We start from the raw sequence: 18,215 nt of genomic DNA, 5'->3' as shown, positions 1-18,215 counted from the left end.
AGGTAAAGCGAGCTAGCGTATTGATTGATATGGATGAGAGGGAACGGATAGATGGATTATATCGCGCCTGTCAGCAGCGCCATCATGGCGATCGTCTGGATTGTCTACTTCCAGCTGTTTTTCCTGCAGTACAAACGAAACAACCGCCCATACCTTGTGATTCACCACGCCCAGAATGAAAACCCGGATGCCCTGTGTCTGCTGGTGAACATGGGCAAGGAAACGGTGCACGTGCAGTGCGTTCAGGTGGTCCTCTACACCCGAGCGGGCGAACAGAAGATCATGACGGTGACCGAGTATCGCCGTGTCGGCGCGGACGATGCCAACGTGCACCAGGTGTTGCGCCAGGGACCACTGCAGCCCGGTGGCTATCTGGTGTTGGGCTCGTTCAGGAACATCATCCTGGGACGTCGCAGTGAAGAAAGTGAAAGTGATTACCTGTTTGAGGACATCACCGACGTGGAAATCCGGGCCGCCGTGATTCACGGGCCCACAAAGTATCCGGTTGGTGTGCGGCGCAGTTTTTCTCTGAGCCATGAGGGCAGGCCCGAGATTTTTCCTCGGAACATTCACAGCGAGCAGCTGGTGCGCCGGAAGGATCGGCATGAGGTTAGACGCTGGGTTGAAGAGGAACTTCAGCCAGAGCGCAAGGGCAGCTCTGAGTCCGACAGCTCGGATCAATCGTCGCAATCGGACTGAGGCAGCAAATCAGTTGGGCCCGGGTTGCGTTTCCATTTTTATTTCTTGAGGATGGGGCAATCACTCGCTAATCGAGCAACGGAGGCATTTTATGTCGCTGAAAGACGAACTGATCAAAAAGGCCGAAACCCAATTGGAAGAATGGGAAAAGCAGGCCGATTCCCTGAAAGCCAAGGCCAAAGCCAAAGAAGCCGAAGCCGAGAACGAGAAGGCGAGCGCAGATATTCAGCAGAGCACGTCCGATGCATTGCGTTCGGTTGAGAATAAAATTTCTGATGGCCGAAAAAAACTGGACGAACTCAAGCAGAGCGGTGAAGACAACATCGACAGCCTGCGCGAGCGGCTTTCCGATCTGATTGGCCCTGACAACAAGCGCTAGGCCGCTTAGTTCAGGAACGGCAGGCTGCGTCTACTGAAACTGGGTGTAGCAGCGCTGTCGTTTGGTTTGCCAGCCCCGCCATTGGGGCTCGCGGTGATGGAGCCGGTAACGCTCCATCACCGCCATGAACCTGCCCATGTAATCGCATTGACCCGAAGCCGGCAACCACTCATCGGGGCCACGTTCATCCCTCAATATCTTGTCAGTCCGACTCATTCTGATCTGGTTCTCCGGGTCTTCCAGAAACCGCTCCTTCATCGAGGGTGGCCACTGATCAGCGCCCAGCGCTTCGGCAAATACCATAGGTACAACCTGGGTCTTCGCCAGGCTTTCCGAGGCAGCCGGTTCCTCCCTTGTCGCCGCCGCCAACACAATCAGAATCGCTGCAATGAACAGGGCCAGCTTGGTGTCTTTCATGACTCACTTTGCTCGTGGCTTAGCTACACCAAAACCTACGAGCAGGTTGGGCAAAGGGCTTACCCGGATCCGGACAAAACTTTGTGACCCGACAACTCCGAATTGCTGGATGCAACGTAGGGTAAAGCTCACCTGTATTGCAGATAGACCGGTCAGGAGCGGAAACGAGTATGCCCGAAGGTCCCGAAATACGCCGCATGGTCGATGACATTCATAAGGCCGTTGGCGGCAAGACAGCGCAATCTGTGTTTTTTGCCTTTGAACACCTGAAACCTTTCGAGAGTGCCCTTCGGGGACGCAGAGTCGAGAGAGTGGAAGCGCGGAGCAAAGCCGTGTTGGTGTTTTTTGAGGCCACAGATGAAGACGGGCCTTGGTGCGTTTACAGCCACAACCAGTTGTATGGCAAGTGGCGCATGGGTAAACCCGATCGGGAACCGAGAACAAATCGGCAACTGCGATTTGCCATTATAGGTCCGAAGCAAGCGGCCCGGTTATACAGTGCCTCCGACATCCAACTGGTTCGGCCCGATGAATTAAGTGAGGTGCCCTATCTGTCACGGCTGGGGCCGGACCCTCTCAATCAGGATGTCAGCGTCGATCAACTGTTGGCGGTGTTTGATGACAAGCGTTTCCGTGGCCGGAACCTGGGTGGTTTGCTGCTGGACCAGGCGTTCGTTGCCGGAATCGGTAATTATCTCCGCTCGGAAATCCTCTTTGAGGCGGGTATCTCACCGCGTGCACGGCCTCGTGATCTGGATGCCGATCAGCAGTCAGGATTGGCCGAGGCGATTCTGACCCTGGTTCAGCGAACCTATCGGCTAAAAGGCATCACCAATCCGCCCGACCGTGCAGAGCGGCTCAAACAGGAGGGGTGGACGTTTGGGCAGCGCCGGCACATGGTGTTTAACCGCGATGGTGAACGCTGCCACGATTGCGCGTCGCCCCTTGTTAAAACCACGATGGCCAGCCGGCGGCTGTATTATTGCCCTGAGTGCCAGGGTGTGCCGGCTTAGGCGAAATGTTCGGTACAGGCCCGTCCCAGCCGATCGTGGACGGCCAGCCATTGGCTTTCCCGGGGCGGAAGCTCAATCACGATTCGATCGACGTTCGCCTTGTCCATCGAGTGCATTGCGGTGTAAAGCATGCGAGCGTACTCGTTCGGATCGGCGCTGAGCATAATGGACTCGGATGCCAGCTCGCCCGGTGGAGACTGCCACCAGATAACGCCAATTTTTTCGCCTGCGGGTGTGACTTCGGGCAGAAGCCCGGCGAACCGATCCGTGGCCACTCCAACGGTATGTGTGACAGGCTGGTAGTGGCGCTTTACGCTCCCTGGCACCGCCTGGCTGGCACCTTTGCCTTGGGCGAGCTTGATTCCTAGGCAGGCTTCTATATCGCTCTGTGCGATCTGCCCGGGCCTGGCAATGACTGGCGTGTCGCCGGTCAGATCGACAATGGTGGATTCAATGCCTACCGAACAGTCTCCGCCGTCCAGAACTGCCTCGATTTTCCCGGACAGTCCCGCGAGTACGTGCTCTGCGGTGGTCGGGCTGATCCTGCCATAGGGATTGGCGGACGGGGCGACAAGATCCCTGCCAAGCCGTTGCATGGTCGCCAGCGTGGCCGGGTGCGCCGGCATCCTGACCGCCACGCCCGGATTGCCGCCGGTAATGAAGTCGCTGACGCCGCTTTTCTTTGGCAGTAGCAGCGTAAGCGGGCCGGGCCAGAATGCCTGGATCAGCTGCATGGCCGTCTCCGGGATCTGGTCGACCCAGAGGCTGATTCTTTCCGGTGATGCCACATGCACGATCAGAGGGTGTCCGACCGGGCGCTGTTTCGCCTCGAACACGTTTCGAACCGCCTGATCGTTGCTGGCATCGGCCGCAAGCCCGTACACCGTTTCTGTGGGCACAGCGACGACGTGGCCGGCAAGAAGCAGGCTGGCGGCTTTCTCAACGTCAGCTGATTGTGTTGCGTCTAACTTGATGGTTGAGGTCATAAGGTCTCAGGGGTTACAGGTTGGGCTGGCCGGCGATGCCTTGCCACTGATTCTGGTAAAAACGCTCAATCGAGGTCTGCTCATCGTCAATCCGGAACAGATACAGCCAGTCGTTATCGATCAGCTCCTGCACAACTTTGTGTTTTTGCGCGATCTCGGCAATGGCTTCCCTGGGTGCCGCCAGATAAACGCTCAGGCGCAACGGCTCGTGAACCCAGCGCTCACCATCGTGTAACGATTGAAGCGGCAAACCGATTCGCAAATCGCCGCCGTTTCCTTCGAAAACCCCCAGGTGGCCGCCAACCACGTTATGGAGGACCTTGTTGCCGCTGCCGTAATGCAGGTTGTCGGTAACAGACATGAAATACTGCAGGTTGATCCAGTGGGTGACCACCATGGGTGCGGTCATGATCAATTCGAGGATGTTGAAGCCGTCGTCCTCGTGCCAGCGGTAGTCGTGGAGGAAACTGCGGCCACCCAGATCCAGGTGTCGCGTGGCCCAGCGAGGCGCCACGATAAAGCTGGCGTTGCCGGCAAGCCCCCATTCCGGCCGCACTTCGGACCAGTCCTGGCTGCGCTTTTTGATGGCGCTGTCAACGTCGTTCTCGTTTGCGATACCAAGCCGGAGGGCGCGTTCACGACGTGCCTGGGCTCCGGCATTGGCCAGGAAACTCCGGATCTCATCGGGAACATCACCGGTGCACTCGACCTCGTCGGTGGTTGTATTGTGCAAAGCCCCCACGAATCGGGTTTCGGAGGGGATCGAAATCCCCTGATCAGCCAGGGCTGCGCGCACGTCCTTGTCGTTCAGGATGCCCGCGAGGACGCGAACGTTCACCGAGCCAGTCTGTCCTCCGCAGGCGCCACAGTCGAGGCCGGCCGCATGGGGATTGTTCCGCGTGCTGCTGCCGTGCCCGACAAGGAGCACGGTGGGCGCAAAATTATGAGTCAGGGTCATGGCCCGGAGAATGCCCCCCGCCAACTCTGCTTTCTCCGCAGCGCTCAGCAGGGTGCCGTTCTGGCGGATCTCGAACTCGGTCTGTCCCTTATGGAGTTGATCGACCGGGTTATCCGAGGACTTGCCAAAAAAGGTTTTGCGAACCATGCGTCCCAGACCTGCCAGGCCCATGCTCTCGATAAAGCTGAAGCTCGCCGGGCCGGCGTTGGAAAACTGTGACCAGTGGGAGTGGTTGGCTAACGATTGCCGGCTGAAGCTGTCGGACGGTTCGGCTTCAGTGACCTCGAGCGCCGGCGCCAGCAAGCCCGGCAATTGCGGCCGGCAAAAACCGGTGCCCTTGGGGCGATACGAAATCGGGAGGCCGAAGAATCCGGCAAACCCGAGGGTCTGGATCGCGGGGTTCTGGGCTTCCAGCGCACGACGATAGACCTCTGAGCGAACATCGATGCAGAAGGCCGCCTGTAGCTTGAGCGGCTGATCATCCGGCGAGAGATTTTCAGGCCTGGTGAGAAGCTTTTCAGCCAGCTGTTTCTGATAGGCCGACTCAGCCTCTGTTTGCTGGCGCCAGCCTGTGGTTTGAGATTGCTCATGGGTCTGCAGCATCTCTGGCCAGGCATCCCACTGTTTGAGCCAGCGGTGTTTCAGTTTGGCAAAGATCGCCCCGCCAATGTGTTGGACGTGCCGCCATATGGCGAGCTCCCAGGCCAGTCGGATGGCCAGGAGGCCCGGCAGCAGGTCTTCCTCGTGGCCATTGAGTCGCGCTTGCCATCGCAAGTAGGCGGCCCAGGATGACCACCCGTTGATATCCAGCAGGAGCGCATGGGCATAATCCGGCGCATAGTCTGGTTGTGATGCCAGGGCATCGAGGGCATCGGTAATCAGTTTTTCATGCTGACCCGGCAACACCTGAAACTGGGAGGGCAGGGATGGTTCTCCCATCACAATGGCAATGCCGCGGTCAGCCCGGGTCATCTGCAGCCAGCTATGGTAAAGGTCCTGGGCATCTGCCTTGAAATCACCGGCATCCAGGCGCTGGAAATAGTCGCCGCAGAACTGGCTTATCTGATGCACAACTTCATCCTGCCAGCCTACCTGGTGGGCGGTGTCACGATTGCGATCCAGCTGGGCGCTGAGATTCTGCCAGTGTTCGGGCATGCTGGCGGTCTCCGCAGCAGCCGGGCCATTGCCCTGTCCGGCAAGCGCGGCCTGATTCTGGCAGCAGGTACCATTGAGTGCCGCCATGCGTGACGCGACCCTGGTGAATGGCAGGTCCCGCATTTCCCAGAACGGATTCACGGCGATCATCTGATCCAATGGCCAGGAGGGCGCGATTCGCGCGCAGGCATCGGTGACCGCCGCCTGCCAATCTGGTGTATCGGTGGTTGCTTCGGTGGTGGCATTAAGGCTCGACGCTAACATTATGCGGACTCCCTGGAACCAGAGGTTGAAGAGACGCTGACCAGAGCTCGCGGCCGTACGACATCAGGCAGTTTGGCAGGCCAGATTTTCAGGGTCAGGCGGGTGGACCACTCATCGAGGTAGCCGGCGGCGAACAGAAACCGGTAGAGCCTGGCGCCTGCGGGTGAGAAACGGTGGTAGCGAACCTGGTAGTAGCCACGCACCAGGATTGCGATAAGGGCGGCGACAAAAACCACTTCCAGCAGGCTTGCCTGGCTTTCCGGTGGCGCAAGCACCAAACCGAAGAAGGTTTTCTGTAGCCAGTACAGTGCCCAGAAGGCGGCACCAATCATCAGGCCACGGGCAACGGTGAGAACGCCACCGCCGGCTGACAGGAACTCTGAGAGCAGAATCGTCAGGGCGATGCCTGGCACAATCCATGAAAACATGTTCGCTGTGCCGGCCTCATTGGACAGGAAAACAGTCGGCAGCATGAACAGGCCCGCCAGAGCGGCAGCGGCCAGCCATTGCTTCGGTCCGGGCTCGTTGACCGCAACCAGACGTTTTTTCATCGACAACTCAACGGTATTGCCGGCGTTCAGGAAGGTGTGTGCCTTGTAGGCGGAATGCGCAACCAGGTGCAGGAGCGCCAGCTCGTATAGTCCCAGAGCGCATTCAACCAGCATCCAGCCCATCTGGGAGCAGGTTGACCAGGCCAGCCTTACCTTGATGGAAATACGAGTCATCATGACAAGGCTGGCAAAGACCGCCGTGGGGCCTGCCACGGCCAGCAAAAGCCACTGGGCAGCGCTTACTTCGGAAATGAGCGGTGCCATCAGAATCATAAGGAAACCGCCCAGGTTCACAACGCCTGCGTGAAGCAGGGCAGAGACCGGTGTGGGCGATTCCACCACCTGGATCAGCCAACCGTGGAAAGGCATCTGCGCGCATTTAAGCAAAGCAGCCACAGCCATCAAAACCGCAGCGATCTGGGCGCCAGCGGGCACCTCTGTTGTACCGGATACCTGGGCCAGAATCCGATCAATAAACGGCGTGTCGTACTGGACGTAAAGCAGGAGGAACGCCAGTGCCAGGCAGAGCTCCGCAATTCGCGCAAAAATGAACTTTTTGTGGGCGGCCAGGGCGGCGCGCGGGCGATCAGGAAAGAACATCAGCAACTGGTGCAGGCTCACGCTGATGGCAATCCAGCTGGCGAGGAACACCAGCAAATGATTGGTGATGGCGATCATGGCAACGCTGGCGAGGATCACCTGAAGCCAGATCATGAATCGGCGCTGGCCGGGATCCCCCGCAAGATACCTTTCCGAGAAGCGTCCCAGCACCATTCCCAGCAAAGTGATCAGCACCAACATGATCGAGGCCAGGGGCGCGTGACTGAACCAGACGCCATCGACGGGCCACCACCAACTTCCGATTGCGGCAGCCACAGCAGATACAAAGGCAAGTTTGAAGGTCAATGACCGTGCGAGAAGGTTGCTCTGGTTGGTTGCCAACGCGGTCGCCACTGCTCCGGCACCGAAAAGCAGCGGCACCAGCAGTGAGAACAAGGATTCGATCGCCTGAACATCGAACATGCGAGGCCCTCGGAAGCAGAAGTATTTAGTACGCGTAGTATCCGAGGCTTTTGCTGTGAACAAAAATATATATATCCGATCAGTTTGTTCGAGTTTAAAGAACGAAATGGCTGCGGGTTTGTAAAACCTTTTCACAATCACCATATTTCGGCGTCCACGAAATGATGCACCGATTGGGCTCGAACTCATCGTTCAGTCGCCATTTCTGGAAGACGCGTGCAAGAAGTGAAAACCGGAAAAGACCGAGGCAAAGAATTGGATTGTGAAAAAAATGGGGCGTTCCTGGCCCGAAGGAAAAAGCACTCGACCCTGACTGCTGGGGTTTATCACCCGAAACCCGAAGCAATTACGGCTGAGTACTGGGGTGTCTTTGTTGATAGAACGCCGTACATATTATTGATGGCTGACGATGAGCGCAGCGCCCGCGAAAAGGCAGAGCGGCTGGCGGAGTCGGCAAATTTTCGCACGCTGCTTGAAGCAACACTGACCGCCTGTAAGCAGATTGAGGCGAAGCGTGTTGATGGCCGCGCCGTGGACTGGGGCGAACGGCTCACGGTGATCAGCGCCAGTCGCTCCGGCGACGTTGAAACGGGGACTCGGGAAATCGGTGAGATCAGGGCAATCCTGATGCCCGGATGCCATCGGGCTGTGGCGGATACCCTATGTATCGACGATACGCTGGCTACGGTGATTGATTCGAAGTTCCCGCAGGTTGCGAATTTTGATGATCTTCCAGAGCTTTCGGATCGAGACGTGAAAATGTCGCTGGGTAATCTGGAAGCCCGCAAGCATCCACGAGGTGGTCACTAGGGTCAGATGCTTGCCGGCAAACTGATACTGCTGTTTGTTCACTGTGCGGTTGTTTGCGGCGAACGAAGAAAAGCGTCCATCGCATCCGTGCCAATGGGGCGGCTGTAGTAAAAGCCCTGGGCATCGCATTTTGCCTGCTTGAAAAACGCCACCTGAGCCTCGGTTTCAACGCCTTCGGCAATCGTTTTCAGTTTGAGGGTTTTTCCCAAACCAATAATCGCACGCACAATGGCTTTGTCTTCTTCGTCATCCGGCAAATCCATCACGAAAGACCGGTCTATTTTCAATTTGTCGATGGGTAGCCTTTTCAGGTAGCTCAGGGAGGAATAGCCGGTACCGAAATCATCAATGGCGATGGTGATGTTTCTCTCCCTGAGTGCGTGAAGCTTCGGTATGGCCCTTTCCGGTTGGTGCATGAATGAGCTCTCGGTTACCTCCAGTTCCAGATGCTCTGGAGGCAATCCGGATTCATCCACAATCGCAAACACCTCTGCAAGAAAGTTCTCATCGTGAAATTGCGATGCCGCGACATTGATCGAGATGCGCCCTATGTCCAGGCCGGCATCCAGCCAGGCTTTCCCCTGGTGGCAGGCCGTTTGCAGCACCCACTGTCCTATGTTTCTTATGGTGCCATTTTGCTCGGCAATCGGTATGAAGCGATCCGGTGTAATCAGTCCCTTGTCTGGATGCTGCCAGCGTATCAGCGCTTCCATACCGATGAGTTTTCCAAGCTGCAGATCAAACTGGGGCTGGTACTCAAGGAAGAGTTGATTGTCAGAAACAGCCTTTCTAAGAGCATTCTCGAAGAAAACGTACTCCAGTGCACGGGCGGTCGATTCGCTCGAATAGAATGCGTAGGTGTTCCTGCCGTTCTCTTTGGCCTGATACATCGCTGCATCTGCCTCAGCCAGAAGTTTTGCTGCGTCCTTGGAGTCCTGCGGAAAGAGACTGATTCCCATACTCACGGTTACCCCGATCTCGACATCGTCCATGGCGAACGTTTCCTTAAACGCTTTCATCAGAGTGTCGGCGACCTGTCCGGCATGTTCCGCGCCGTCAATGTCCTCTAGAAGAACGACGAACTCATCACCTCCAAGGCGTGCCGCCGTGTCGGAAGCACGTAGCTGCTCCCTCAGGCGAGTAGCTACGTGCTTCAGCAGTTCGTCCCCCGTGGGGTGGCCCATACTGTCATTGATGTTTTTGAATCGATCAATGTCGATGAATAATACCGCTATAGAGCGGCCGGTTCGCTCCGACAGACGGATGCTCTGTTGCAATCGGGAATTGAAAAGGAGGCGGTTTGGCAGGCCCGTCAGGGGATCGTGGTGAGCCAGATAATCCAGCTTTTCCTGGTTGGCTTTCAGTGTAGAAATATCAGAAAAAACGGTTACATAGCCGACCGGCTCGTCTTTGTTGAGAATGGTGCTGATGGTCAGTAGTTCCGGGAAGATACTTCCGTCTTTCCTGCGGCTCCAGATTTCACCACGCCAGTGACCGTTTTCTCGAACGCTTTGCCAAATGGCATTGAAAAAGGTTGGATCGTGTCTTCCGGAATCAAGAAGGTCGGGCGTTTTGCCGAGTGCTTCCTCTTCCGTGTAGCCCGTGATCCGGGAAAAAGCGTCATTAACCTCAATGATTCTGTTATCCAGATCGCTGATCATCACGCCTTCAACCGTACTCTGGAATACCGTTGCGGCTTGACGCAGCTTATCATCGGCTATGCGTGCTTCCGTCAAATCAATAGCAACTGCATAGATCAACCCCGTCTCCGGGGATGGCACTGAGGACCAGGACAGCCATCGATAGGAACCGTCACTGTGGCGATATCGGTTCTCAAATTCCGTAGATCCCTCGCTGTTTGCCATCACTTTGGCAGCTTCGTCCAGGGTTCTTTCCCGATCTTCAGGATGCACGAAGTCGATGAAGACCTTTCCTTCCAGTTCGTCGCGACGATAGCCCAGCTTTGTTTCCCAAAGTCCATTGACCCGCACGAACTTGCCCTCGAAGTCGACCATCGCGTTCATCGCCATGCGCTGATCGAAGAAACTGTCCAGTGCTTCCTGGGTCTGACGTTCGCGTGTTACGTCAATGATCACGCTATTCCAGCATATATCTCCATTTTCACGCTGTTTTGGAGTGCCAGTGCCACTCAGCCATTTCACAACACCGGATGCTGGCCTGATCCGCCACTCGTGCCTCCAGAAGGTCATGGTTTCCGCAGAGCCACGAATCGACCGGGCCAGTCCCTCGACATCCTCAGGCAGAATCATTTCCCATAGTGGGCCTGGATCACGTTTCAGTTGTTCCGCTTCAATCTCCCACAGATCAACACACCCCCGGCTGATGTAGCTCAACTGGTCAGTGCCGTCAGGATGGAGAATATACTGAAAGATAGCCCCGGGGATGCCGTCGGTAAGCTCCAGGTAAAGAGCGTTTTCCTCGCCTGGCGTGGAAAAGAGAGGGTCTGAACTCATCGGAATGCCAATTATTAGAAGTCCTAATTAAAGATAGGCTGTTGGCGTCTGATTTTCCAAGAGGGCGTGGTGGAGTGCAGGGAAAGATTGAAAGTTCAGTTGCAGTTTTATGCCAGGGAAATACGGTAACGGGTGACGCCAGCTTCTTCCTCTCTGGTCCATTCAATCCGGTGGCCGGTGATATCACAAAGGGCTTGAAGGTCCTTTCGGCCGGTGGGGTCATCCGCCAGAAAATCGACCAGCGTTCCGCTAGGCAGGTCTTTGGTCCGTTTTTTGAAACGCAGGATGGGGAGAGGGCATACCAGACCGACAGCGTCGATCTGGTATGCCCCGGACTGATCAGTCAAGGCGCACACTCGTTGCACTGCTGCCCTGCTCGGCAGCCGACCAACCGAACTGATTCAGCACCATCGGTGCAGCAGTAGCAATCAGCAGAGCTGCGACAAAAGCGGAAATCATGACCTTCACGACGAACCTCCTTTGCCTTGTTTGGCTTCAACCTCAGCGACCCACAGATCGTGGTGCTGACGGGCCCATTCCAGGTCCACTTGGCCGTTGCCCATGGCGTCGAACGCGCCCTCCATACCAATGGAGCCGATGTAGATGTGGGCAATGATGGCCAGCATCATCACAAACGCGACAATCGAGTGCCAGATGTTGGCGTATTGCATCTCTTCGTGTGGCGTGAGTTCAGTCGGGAAGCTGGTTCCGATGATGCTGTTGATGATACCGAAGGTGTCGGCAAACATCGGCATGTGGAACGGGAACAGCAGCGATAGCCCGGACAGGGAAACGGAGGCGCCCAACACCATCACGGTCCAGAAAATGATCTTCTGGCCAGCGTTGAATTTCTTCGCCGACGGATGCCCTTTGGTAAAGATACCGCCGCCCGCTTTGAGCCATTGCCAGTCCAGCTTGTTGGGGATGTTGTGGGCTATCCACATTACGAAAGTCATCACCAGTCCCAGCATGAAAGACCATGCGATGTTGTTGTGGACCCATTTGGAGCCGGCAGCAATGGTTGCAAAGGCGTCGTGGCCTATCACGGGAATCAGGAAGCTGCGCCCCATCAGCGTTAACAGGCCTGTGATGCCAAGTGCGACGAAAGAGCCCGCCAGCAACCAATGTCCGAATCGCTCGATGGCTTTGAACCGTTGAATGGTTGTGCCCGCAGGGCCCCCATCAATCATGATCTTGCCGCGAACGAAATAGAATACAACCAGCAACGCAAGGAAGCCGAGGATGGCGCCACCACCGTAGGTGATGATCGGACCTTCGCGCAGTTGGTACCAGGGCATGCCCTCGTCCTGGATCATAACCTGGTTGGCCGGGCCCGGGGACTGGATTCGGGGGTCAATCTCGTTATACCGGATAGAACGCCAGACATCGGCGTCCGAGCGCCCGCCATTCGTGCCGAGGGGCGCAGTGGTAGGTGCTGCGTTTTCAGCGTTTCCGAGGTTTTCAGACCGAAACGACTCATCCATCTCCAGCTGTTGCTGGCGGCGCATGATGTCGTCGAGGGTTTGAGCTCCCCCGGTCGCGGTCCGGTCAACCGTAGGGGCCTCTTGTGCCCACACAGGGTTGAAAAGCAGTGTCGCCAACACAAGGAGGGCGGCACTAAAAAGTTTTGTTGTCATTAGAGCACTCCAGCGGAATGAACAAGAAGAAATTGTCGTCTTGACCGACGTCGGGGCCCCGAAGGGCCCCGCGTGAGTCAGGCCAGTTTATGCACCTTTCTTCTCGTAGGCTGTGCCCCATCCCCAGGCGCCGGAACCGAAACCACGGTTCACCACGCGCTGGCGATAGATGTCCGCTACCTCGTTGCCGTCACCGGCCAACAGGGCTTTGGTTGAGCACATTTCCGCACAGATCGGCAGTTTGCCCTCAGCGATACGGTTGCGACCGTACTTAGAGAACTCAACTGTGGAATTGTCTTCTTCCGGGCCGCCTGCACAGAACGTGCACTTGTCCATCTTGCCCCGGCTGCCAAAGTTGCCCGCTTGCGGGAACTGGGGCGCACCAAACGGGCAGGCGTAGAAGCAATAGCCACAACCGATACACAGGTCCTTGGAGTGCAGCACGACACCGTCTTCGGTCTGGTAGAAGCAGTCCACCGGGCAGACGGCCATACAGGGAGCGTCTGAACAGTGCATGCAAGCTACCGAAATCGAACGCTCTCCTGGCTTACCATCTTCGATGGTTACCACCCGGCGACGGTTGATGCCCCAGGGGACCTCGTGCTCGTTCTTACAGGCCGTTACGCACGCATTACATTCGATGCAGCGCTCGGCGTCGCAAAGGAATTTTGCTCTTGCTTGTCCTTCAAGTGCCATGGTCTACACCTCTTGTTATGCCGGCATAATCGCACATAGGGTGGCTTTGGTCTCTTGCATCTGAGTGACCGAGTCATACCCGTATGTTTGAACTGTGTTGGTGGATTCGCCCAGAACGATGGGGTCGGCGCCCTTGGGATACTTGTCCCGCAGGTCCTTGCCCTGATAGTGCCCGCCGAAGTGGAATGGCATGAACGCCACACCTTCTCCAACACGCTCTGTCACCATGGCCTTAACCTTGATTCGCGAGCCCTCCGGACCGGACACCCAGACGTCATTGCCGTCGCGGACATTCAGATTGTTTGCGTCGCGAGGGTTGATCTCGATGAACATGTCCTGCTGGAGTTCGGCCAGCCAGGGGTTCGAACGGGTTTCGTCACCGCCACCCTCGTATTCGACCAGACGGCCAGAAGTAAGGATGATCGGGAATTCCTTGCTGAAATCGTTCTTCTGGATTGACTCGTACAGGGTCGGTACCCGCCAGAAGGTCTTGTCTTCATAAGTCGGGTAATCTGCCACGAGATCACGACGGTTGGTGTACAACGGTTCACGATGCAGCGGCACCGGATCCGGGAAGTTCCAGACAATGGCGCGTGCCTTGGCGTTACCGAAGGGCGCACACTCGTGTTTGATAGCCACGCGCTGGATACCACCAGACAGGTCTGTCTTCCAGTTGGTTGACGCGCCGGCTACTGCCTCAATGCTGGCTCGCTCCTCAGCCGTCAGGTCACCGTCCCAGCCCAGGTCCATCAGCATCTGCATGGTGAACTCGGGATAGCCGTCCTTGATTTCCGAATTCTTGGAGTAAACACCGTCTGCCAGAATGTTCTGGCCATTGTGCTCAACACCAAAGCGGGCCCGGAATGTGAGGCCGCCTTCGGAGACAGGCAACGACATGTCGTACAGGTTGGCAGTGCCCGGATGGTTCATCTCCGGTGTGCCCCAGGAAGGCCACGGCAAGCCGTAGAAATCACCATCACAAGGTCCACCGACTGCACGCAGCGTGGTCTTGTCGAAGTGGTGCTGATACTTCATGTGCTTCTTGAGACGCTCAGGGGACTGACCGGTATAGCCGATAGTCCACATGCCGCGGTTGAATTCGCGGGTAATGTCCTCAATCGACGGCTCATTGCCATCAATGGCGATGTTGCGGAACATCTGATCGGTAAAGCCGAACTTGTCCGCAAACAGTTTCATGATTTCATGATCGACCTTGGAGTCGAACAGCGGCTCTACCACTTTTTCACGCCACTGCAGAGAACGGTTCGACGCGGTTACCGAGCCGTAGGTCTCGAACTGGGTGGTCGTAGGCAGCAGGTAGGCGCCTTCCTTGCGATCGTGAAGTACGGCAGAAACCGTCGGGAAGGGATCCACTACAACCAGCAGGTCGAGTTTCTCCATGGCTTCCTTCATTTCTGTCATCCGGGTCTGGGAGTTGGGCGCGTGGCCCCACAGAACCATGGCCCGAGTGTTGTCTGGCTGCTCAAGGTTTTCCTTGGCTTCCAGAACACCGTCAATCCAGCGGGAGACCGGAATGCCCTTCTCGTTCATCATGGCTCGGGACTTGCCGTCTTTATCCCAAACGGCAAAGCGGCCTTTGAGGTAGTCCAGATCCTCTTCCCAGACACGGGCCCAGTGAGCCCAGGAGCCTGCGGCCAGGCCGTAGTAGCCGGGCAGGGTGTCAGCGAGTACGCCCAGATCCGTTGCGCCCTGAACGTTGTCGTGGCCACGGAAGATGTTGGTGCCACCACCTGCAACGCCCATGTTGCCAAGGGCCAGCTGGAGCACGCAGTAGGCGCGGGTGTTGTTGTTACCGTTGGTGTGCTGGGTACCACCCATACACCAGATAACAGTGCCGGGCCGGTTGTTGGCCAAGGTACGGGCCACACGCTCAAGCTGTGCGCCTGGCGCGCCGGTTACACGCTCAACTTCTTCGGGATTCCAGCGCTTCACTTCCTCGCGAATATCTTCCATGCCGTACACACGGGTACGGATGAATTCTTTGTCTTCCCAGCCGTTTTCGAAAATGTGCCAGAGAATACCCCATACCAGGGCGACGTCTGAGCCCGGGCGGAAACGTACGAACTCGTCGGCGTGGGCCGCTGTCCGGGTGAAGCGCGGATCGCAGACGATCAGCGGAGCGTTATTTTCTTCCTTCGCCTTGAGTACATGCAACAGCGACACCGGGTGCGCTTCGGCGGGGTTGCCCCCGATGATGAAGATCGCCTTGGACTTGTGGATGTCGTTGTAGGAGTTGGTCATTGCGCCGTAGCCCCAGGTATTGGCTACGCCGGCAACGGTTGTGGAGTGGCAGATGCGGGCCTGGTGGTCCACGTTGTTGGTGCCCCAGTACGCTGCAAACTTACGGAACAGGTAGGCCTGTTCGTTGTTGAACTTTGCGCTGCCCAGCCAGTAGACCGAATCGGGACCACTCTGCTCGCGGATCTCGAGCATCTTGTCGCCGATTTCGTTGATGGCGGTATCCCAGGAAATCTTCTGCCACTGGCCGTTGACCATTTTCATGGGCGACTTTAGACGACGCTCGCCGTGGGCATGCTCCCGTACGGAAGCGCCTTTGGCGCAGTGAGCACCCAGGTTGAAGGGGCTGTCCCAGCCTGGTTCCTGGCCTGTCCACACGCCGTTCTGAACTTCGGCTTCGACGGTGCAGCCGACCGAGCAGTGCGTACAGACCGATTTCTTGACGACCACTTCTCCGCCACCGGTTGCCGGAGCCGCAGCTTCAACCCGTCCCGATGTCAGCGACAGTGCCGCCAGACCACCCACTGCCACGCCAGACGTTGTCAGAAATTGACGACGGTCCAGGGTCTTGGCAGCGAGAGAAGAAAGCAAAGAGCCTGCACGGGAGCCTTTCGCTACCCCGTTGGTCTTCTTCCTTAACATGTCGTTTACCTCTCTCTTTATTATTCTCGTTTTTTCGGAAAGCTGAGTCTCTCAAGGGCCTTTCGCAACCTCGATCGGCTCAAATCCCCGTTAAAAGCGAGCCGATTCGAAATACTTACGTGTGTGTTCGGTATCACGTAAACCGCGGCTTTTCGGAACGTCTGTTCGGACGACCTCGGCTGCCGCGTTCGGTGCAACCGTCATTGCAACGGCAGCTGGAGCTGCGGCTGCGGCCATTTGCAAGAAACGGCGACGACTGTTTTCACGCTTCGGGTTGTCCATTGGACACCTCCCCCTGGGGTTATGGGACCTTGAGATCCCGGTTACTGAATTGCAAAGGCGTCAGCTTCCACGGCCATGAAGGCTCGACCAAGCGAACCTACTGGCGCGTAGAAGATGGCGCTTTGCGCTTCTTCCAAATCAGTAAAAAACAAGGCTGCCCACTTCGCCAGATGGGCATCAAAAAACGCTTTTTGCGACGGCAGTCCGCTGTCGCAGGGAAATTCGTCGGTAATGATGCCCGCCATGATTTCGCAAAGGGTTCCGATGTGGTCTTCCGGCTCCTTTACATCGCTGCGGGATTTGATACCGCGGGACATGAGATCGGTTCGCAGCTCCGCCAGAGGCTTCTCATTCAGGAAGCCGGTCAGGTAGTAACTGGCGTAGGGAAGCAGTTCGCCACGACCGAGGCCAACAAAAAGGTTGTTGAACTCTCGCTCGGCGTCATACGGGTTGGTACGTTCGGCGAGGGCTGCCAGGTTTTTGCAGGCTGAACCCAGGGGCGTCTCGTCACCCTGCAGTGACGCCAACCCCTTCAGCAAATCACTCGAGGGTGGGTCTACAAGCAGGACGCCAAGCAGCTGATAGATTTGGGCCCTGGCTCGATCCTCTTCAGAGATCGAACGGGGGCACTGGCTTTCCGCAGTGTTACTCAATTCCTGTTCCTTTTAATTATTATGTGCGGCCTGTCACGCTATTCTAGTACACAATTCTGAATATTGGCCTGACCAACCCTTAATTTGCTAATAGCTGAAACGTATTCTGCTAATAGTCAAAACGCATACGAGGACGGAATCGTGGTTCCGGCTCCTCTTCCGAGTAGCTAGCCTCTTCTTGGGCAAGCTGTTGCTCGGGAAGTTCCGTTGGCGTTGCCATGTCCTCCAGCTCGGGACTGTCCTCAGGATCCGGTTCCTCGGCAGCTGCGGAATCAGGCTCTGCCATCGATGAGACTGCCTGCTTTTCCGACTGATCGTCCACGACGTCCGCGGCTTTTTTGGCTTTGTCGACGAGCCCTTCTCCAACCTTGTACAAGGTTGTCACTGTCTGTCCGGCCGTCGAGGCCAGTGTATAGTCTTCATCGTAATCATTGAGACCGTCCAGAACGGCCAGTACCGGGTTGGATTTCCATAGTCCCCGCAGAGCCTTCCGGCGTAGGAACTCCGGAATTTCCTTGCGCATGAAACCGGTGATGTCCGTACCCAGTTCAATGTTTTCGGGGTCAGGCAGGCCATACTTCTCTAGCAACTCGTGTTCCGGCAATGCTTCATTGATTGCAAGTTCCTGCTCTTCCGGGGCTGGCTCAGTCTCGATAGCCGGAGGAGGGGATGGTTCCGGGCGCTTGGCGGCTTCGGCCTTCTTGCGAGCCCAACGCTGGAGTCTTGATTCGGCCATTACTGAATTCTCGGCTTTTTGATGTTCGCAGGGGCACGGTAAACGTCGCTTTCCTGGCGAATGCGCGGGTCGCCCTTGGCATCCTCGGCGCCATCAACGCGGACTTCATCGCGGCGACGTTTCTTGAACGGCTCCTCGATGTAGTGCATGTCGATAAATTCCTTGATCCAGGCCGCCATTGATTCGGGAATGGGAACCGCCTCAACAATGCTTTCGCCACTATCAAGGGCGTCCAGTGCTTCATGGGCGCTGGCGGTGATAGTGCTCACGACCCATCCGGAGGGCGACTGGCTCGTTACATCTCTATCCATGATGATCCATACAGATGGAACGGCCATGTTCAGAGAGACCAGATAGCCTTCGACATCGGCCCGAAAAAGCTCCATCGTAACGGTGCCTGCGTGGTAATCGACCACATCTTCCTCGCGAACCAATTCTTTCCAGAATGCATCAGGTGCCCCTGGTATAACGGCAACCGGCTTCCAGATTTCCTTTACCCAGCGAGTGACGCCGGGAGATCGGCGAACGACAGCGCCAACCCTCAATTCGCGTTTCCACTGTTCTGTACGACTACTCATGGT

18 protein-coding genes are annotated in these 18,215 nt (G+C 56.7%); 4 read left to right on the top strand and 14 right to left on the bottom strand.

The features are described from left to right. Positions 1–51: 51 nt before the first annotated feature. Positions 52–699, top strand: coding sequence for a hypothetical protein (locus ACWJ62_RS06495; protein ID WP_449285443.1), 648 nt, complete (start codon positions 52–54; stop codon positions 697–699). 91 nt (positions 700–790) lie between these two features. Continuing rightward, complete coding sequence (locus ACWJ62_RS06490) at positions 791–1,078, top strand: hypothetical protein (RefSeq protein ID WP_041645974.1); 288 nt, start codon at positions 791–793, stop codon at positions 1,076–1,078. A gap of 30 nt (positions 1,079–1,108) precedes the next feature. Here the strand turns inward: ACWJ62_RS06490 and ACWJ62_RS06485 are convergent, their stop codons facing one another. Continuing rightward, positions 1,109–1,495: a hypothetical protein gene (locus ACWJ62_RS06485; protein ID WP_449285442.1), complete on the bottom strand. Its 387-nt coding sequence runs from the start codon at positions 1,493–1,495 to the stop codon at positions 1,109–1,111. 170 nt (positions 1,496–1,665) lie between these two features. Here ACWJ62_RS06485 and nei point away from each other — a divergent pair, with 170 nt between their 5' ends. Further along, positions 1,666–2,508: an endonuclease VIII gene (gene nei, locus ACWJ62_RS06480; RefSeq protein WP_449285441.1), complete on the top strand. Its 843-nt coding sequence runs from the start codon at positions 1,666–1,668 to the stop codon at positions 2,506–2,508. On the opposite strand, the gene ACWJ62_RS06475 is transcribed toward nei, so the two are convergent. The 3 genes from ACWJ62_RS06475 to ACWJ62_RS06465 are packed head-to-tail and all read right to left on the bottom strand — an operon-like array spanning position 2,505 to position 7,445. After that, positions 2,505–3,494: an L-threonylcarbamoyladenylate synthase gene (locus tag ACWJ62_RS06475; protein WP_449285440.1), complete on the bottom strand. Its 990-nt coding sequence runs from the start codon at positions 3,492–3,494 to the stop codon at positions 2,505–2,507. The two genes, nei and ACWJ62_RS06475, sit on opposite strands and share 4 nt — an antisense overlap. Positions 3,495–3,507: 13 nt before the next feature. After that, positions 3,508–5,871 carry a YbcC family protein gene (locus ACWJ62_RS06470; RefSeq protein WP_449285439.1) on the bottom strand — a complete coding sequence of 788 codons (2,364 nt, stop codon included), beginning with the start codon at positions 5,869–5,871 and terminating at the stop codon, positions 3,508–3,510. After that, the gene (locus tag ACWJ62_RS06465) at positions 5,871–7,445 is read right to left on the bottom strand and encodes an NADH-quinone oxidoreductase subunit L (RefSeq protein ID WP_449285438.1); all 1,575 of its coding nucleotides are present in this window, start codon (positions 7,443–7,445) and stop codon (positions 5,871–5,873) included. The genes ACWJ62_RS06470 and ACWJ62_RS06465 overlap by 1 nt, the downstream gene beginning before the upstream one ends. A 399-nt stretch (positions 7,446–7,844) precedes the next feature. Here ACWJ62_RS06465 and ACWJ62_RS06460 point away from each other — a divergent pair, with 399 nt between their 5' ends. Then, a complete protein-coding gene (locus ACWJ62_RS06460) occupies positions 7,845–8,255 on the top strand; it encodes a hypothetical protein (RefSeq protein WP_449285437.1) in 411 nt (136 codons plus the stop codon). A gap of 38 nt (positions 8,256–8,293) precedes the next feature. On the opposite strand, the gene ACWJ62_RS06455 is transcribed toward ACWJ62_RS06460, so the two are convergent. The 10 genes from ACWJ62_RS06455 to ACWJ62_RS06410 form a co-directional block, all read right to left on the bottom strand. Next, on the bottom strand, positions 8,294–10,729 hold the full coding sequence (locus ACWJ62_RS06455; protein WP_449285436.1) for a sensor domain-containing protein: 2,436 nt from the start codon (positions 10,727–10,729) through the stop codon (positions 8,294–8,296). 107 nt (positions 10,730–10,836) lie between these two features. After that, a complete protein-coding gene (locus ACWJ62_RS06450) occupies positions 10,837–11,085 on the bottom strand; it encodes a sulfurtransferase TusA family protein (RefSeq protein WP_449285435.1) in 249 nt (82 codons plus the stop codon). Then, on the bottom strand, positions 11,069–11,197 hold the full coding sequence (locus ACWJ62_RS06445) for a hypothetical protein (RefSeq protein WP_264753977.1): 129 nt from the start codon (positions 11,195–11,197) through the stop codon (positions 11,069–11,071). Before ACWJ62_RS06445 ends, ACWJ62_RS06450 begins: the two co-directional genes overlap by 17 nt. Next, positions 11,194–12,366: a formate dehydrogenase subunit gamma gene (locus tag ACWJ62_RS06440; protein ID WP_449285434.1), complete on the bottom strand. Its 1,173-nt coding sequence runs from the start codon at positions 12,364–12,366 to the stop codon at positions 11,194–11,196. Before ACWJ62_RS06440 ends, ACWJ62_RS06445 begins: the two co-directional genes overlap by 4 nt. 87 nt (positions 12,367–12,453) lie before the next feature. Beyond that, positions 12,454–13,062 carry a formate dehydrogenase FDH3 subunit beta gene (gene fdh3B, locus ACWJ62_RS06435; RefSeq protein ID WP_064229103.1) on the bottom strand — a complete coding sequence of 203 codons (609 nt, stop codon included), beginning with the start codon at positions 13,060–13,062 and terminating at the stop codon, positions 12,454–12,456. 15 nt (positions 13,063–13,077) lie between these two features. Beyond that, positions 13,078–15,963: a formate dehydrogenase subunit alpha gene (locus tag ACWJ62_RS06430; protein WP_449285433.1), complete on the bottom strand. Its 2,886-nt coding sequence runs from the start codon at positions 15,961–15,963 to the stop codon at positions 13,078–13,080. Between the two features lie 90 nt (positions 15,964–16,053). Continuing rightward, positions 16,054–16,245, bottom strand: coding sequence for a twin-arginine translocation signal domain-containing protein (locus ACWJ62_RS06425; RefSeq protein WP_081449860.1), 192 nt, complete (start codon positions 16,243–16,245; stop codon positions 16,054–16,056). 41 nt (positions 16,246–16,286) lie between these two features. Then, on the bottom strand, positions 16,287–16,898 hold the full coding sequence (locus ACWJ62_RS06420; RefSeq protein ID WP_449285432.1) for a TorD/DmsD family molecular chaperone: 612 nt from the start codon (positions 16,896–16,898) through the stop codon (positions 16,287–16,289). 109 nt (positions 16,899–17,007) lie between these two features. Further along, positions 17,008–17,634, bottom strand: a complete 627-nt coding sequence (locus ACWJ62_RS06415) for a DUF3306 domain-containing protein (protein WP_449285431.1) — start codon at positions 17,632–17,634, stop codon at positions 17,008–17,010. Continuing rightward, complete coding sequence (locus tag ACWJ62_RS06410) at positions 17,634–18,212, bottom strand: DUF3305 domain-containing protein (RefSeq protein ID WP_162851887.1); 579 nt, start codon at positions 18,210–18,212, stop codon at positions 17,634–17,636. The genes ACWJ62_RS06415 and ACWJ62_RS06410 overlap by 1 nt, the downstream gene beginning before the upstream one ends. Positions 18,213–18,215 lie beyond the last annotated feature (3 nt).

This window comes from Marinobacter sp. PE14 (assembly GCF_053566155.1).
Note: the sequence above shows the minus strand (reverse complement) of the source record. Positions and strands in the feature narration are given on the sequence as shown.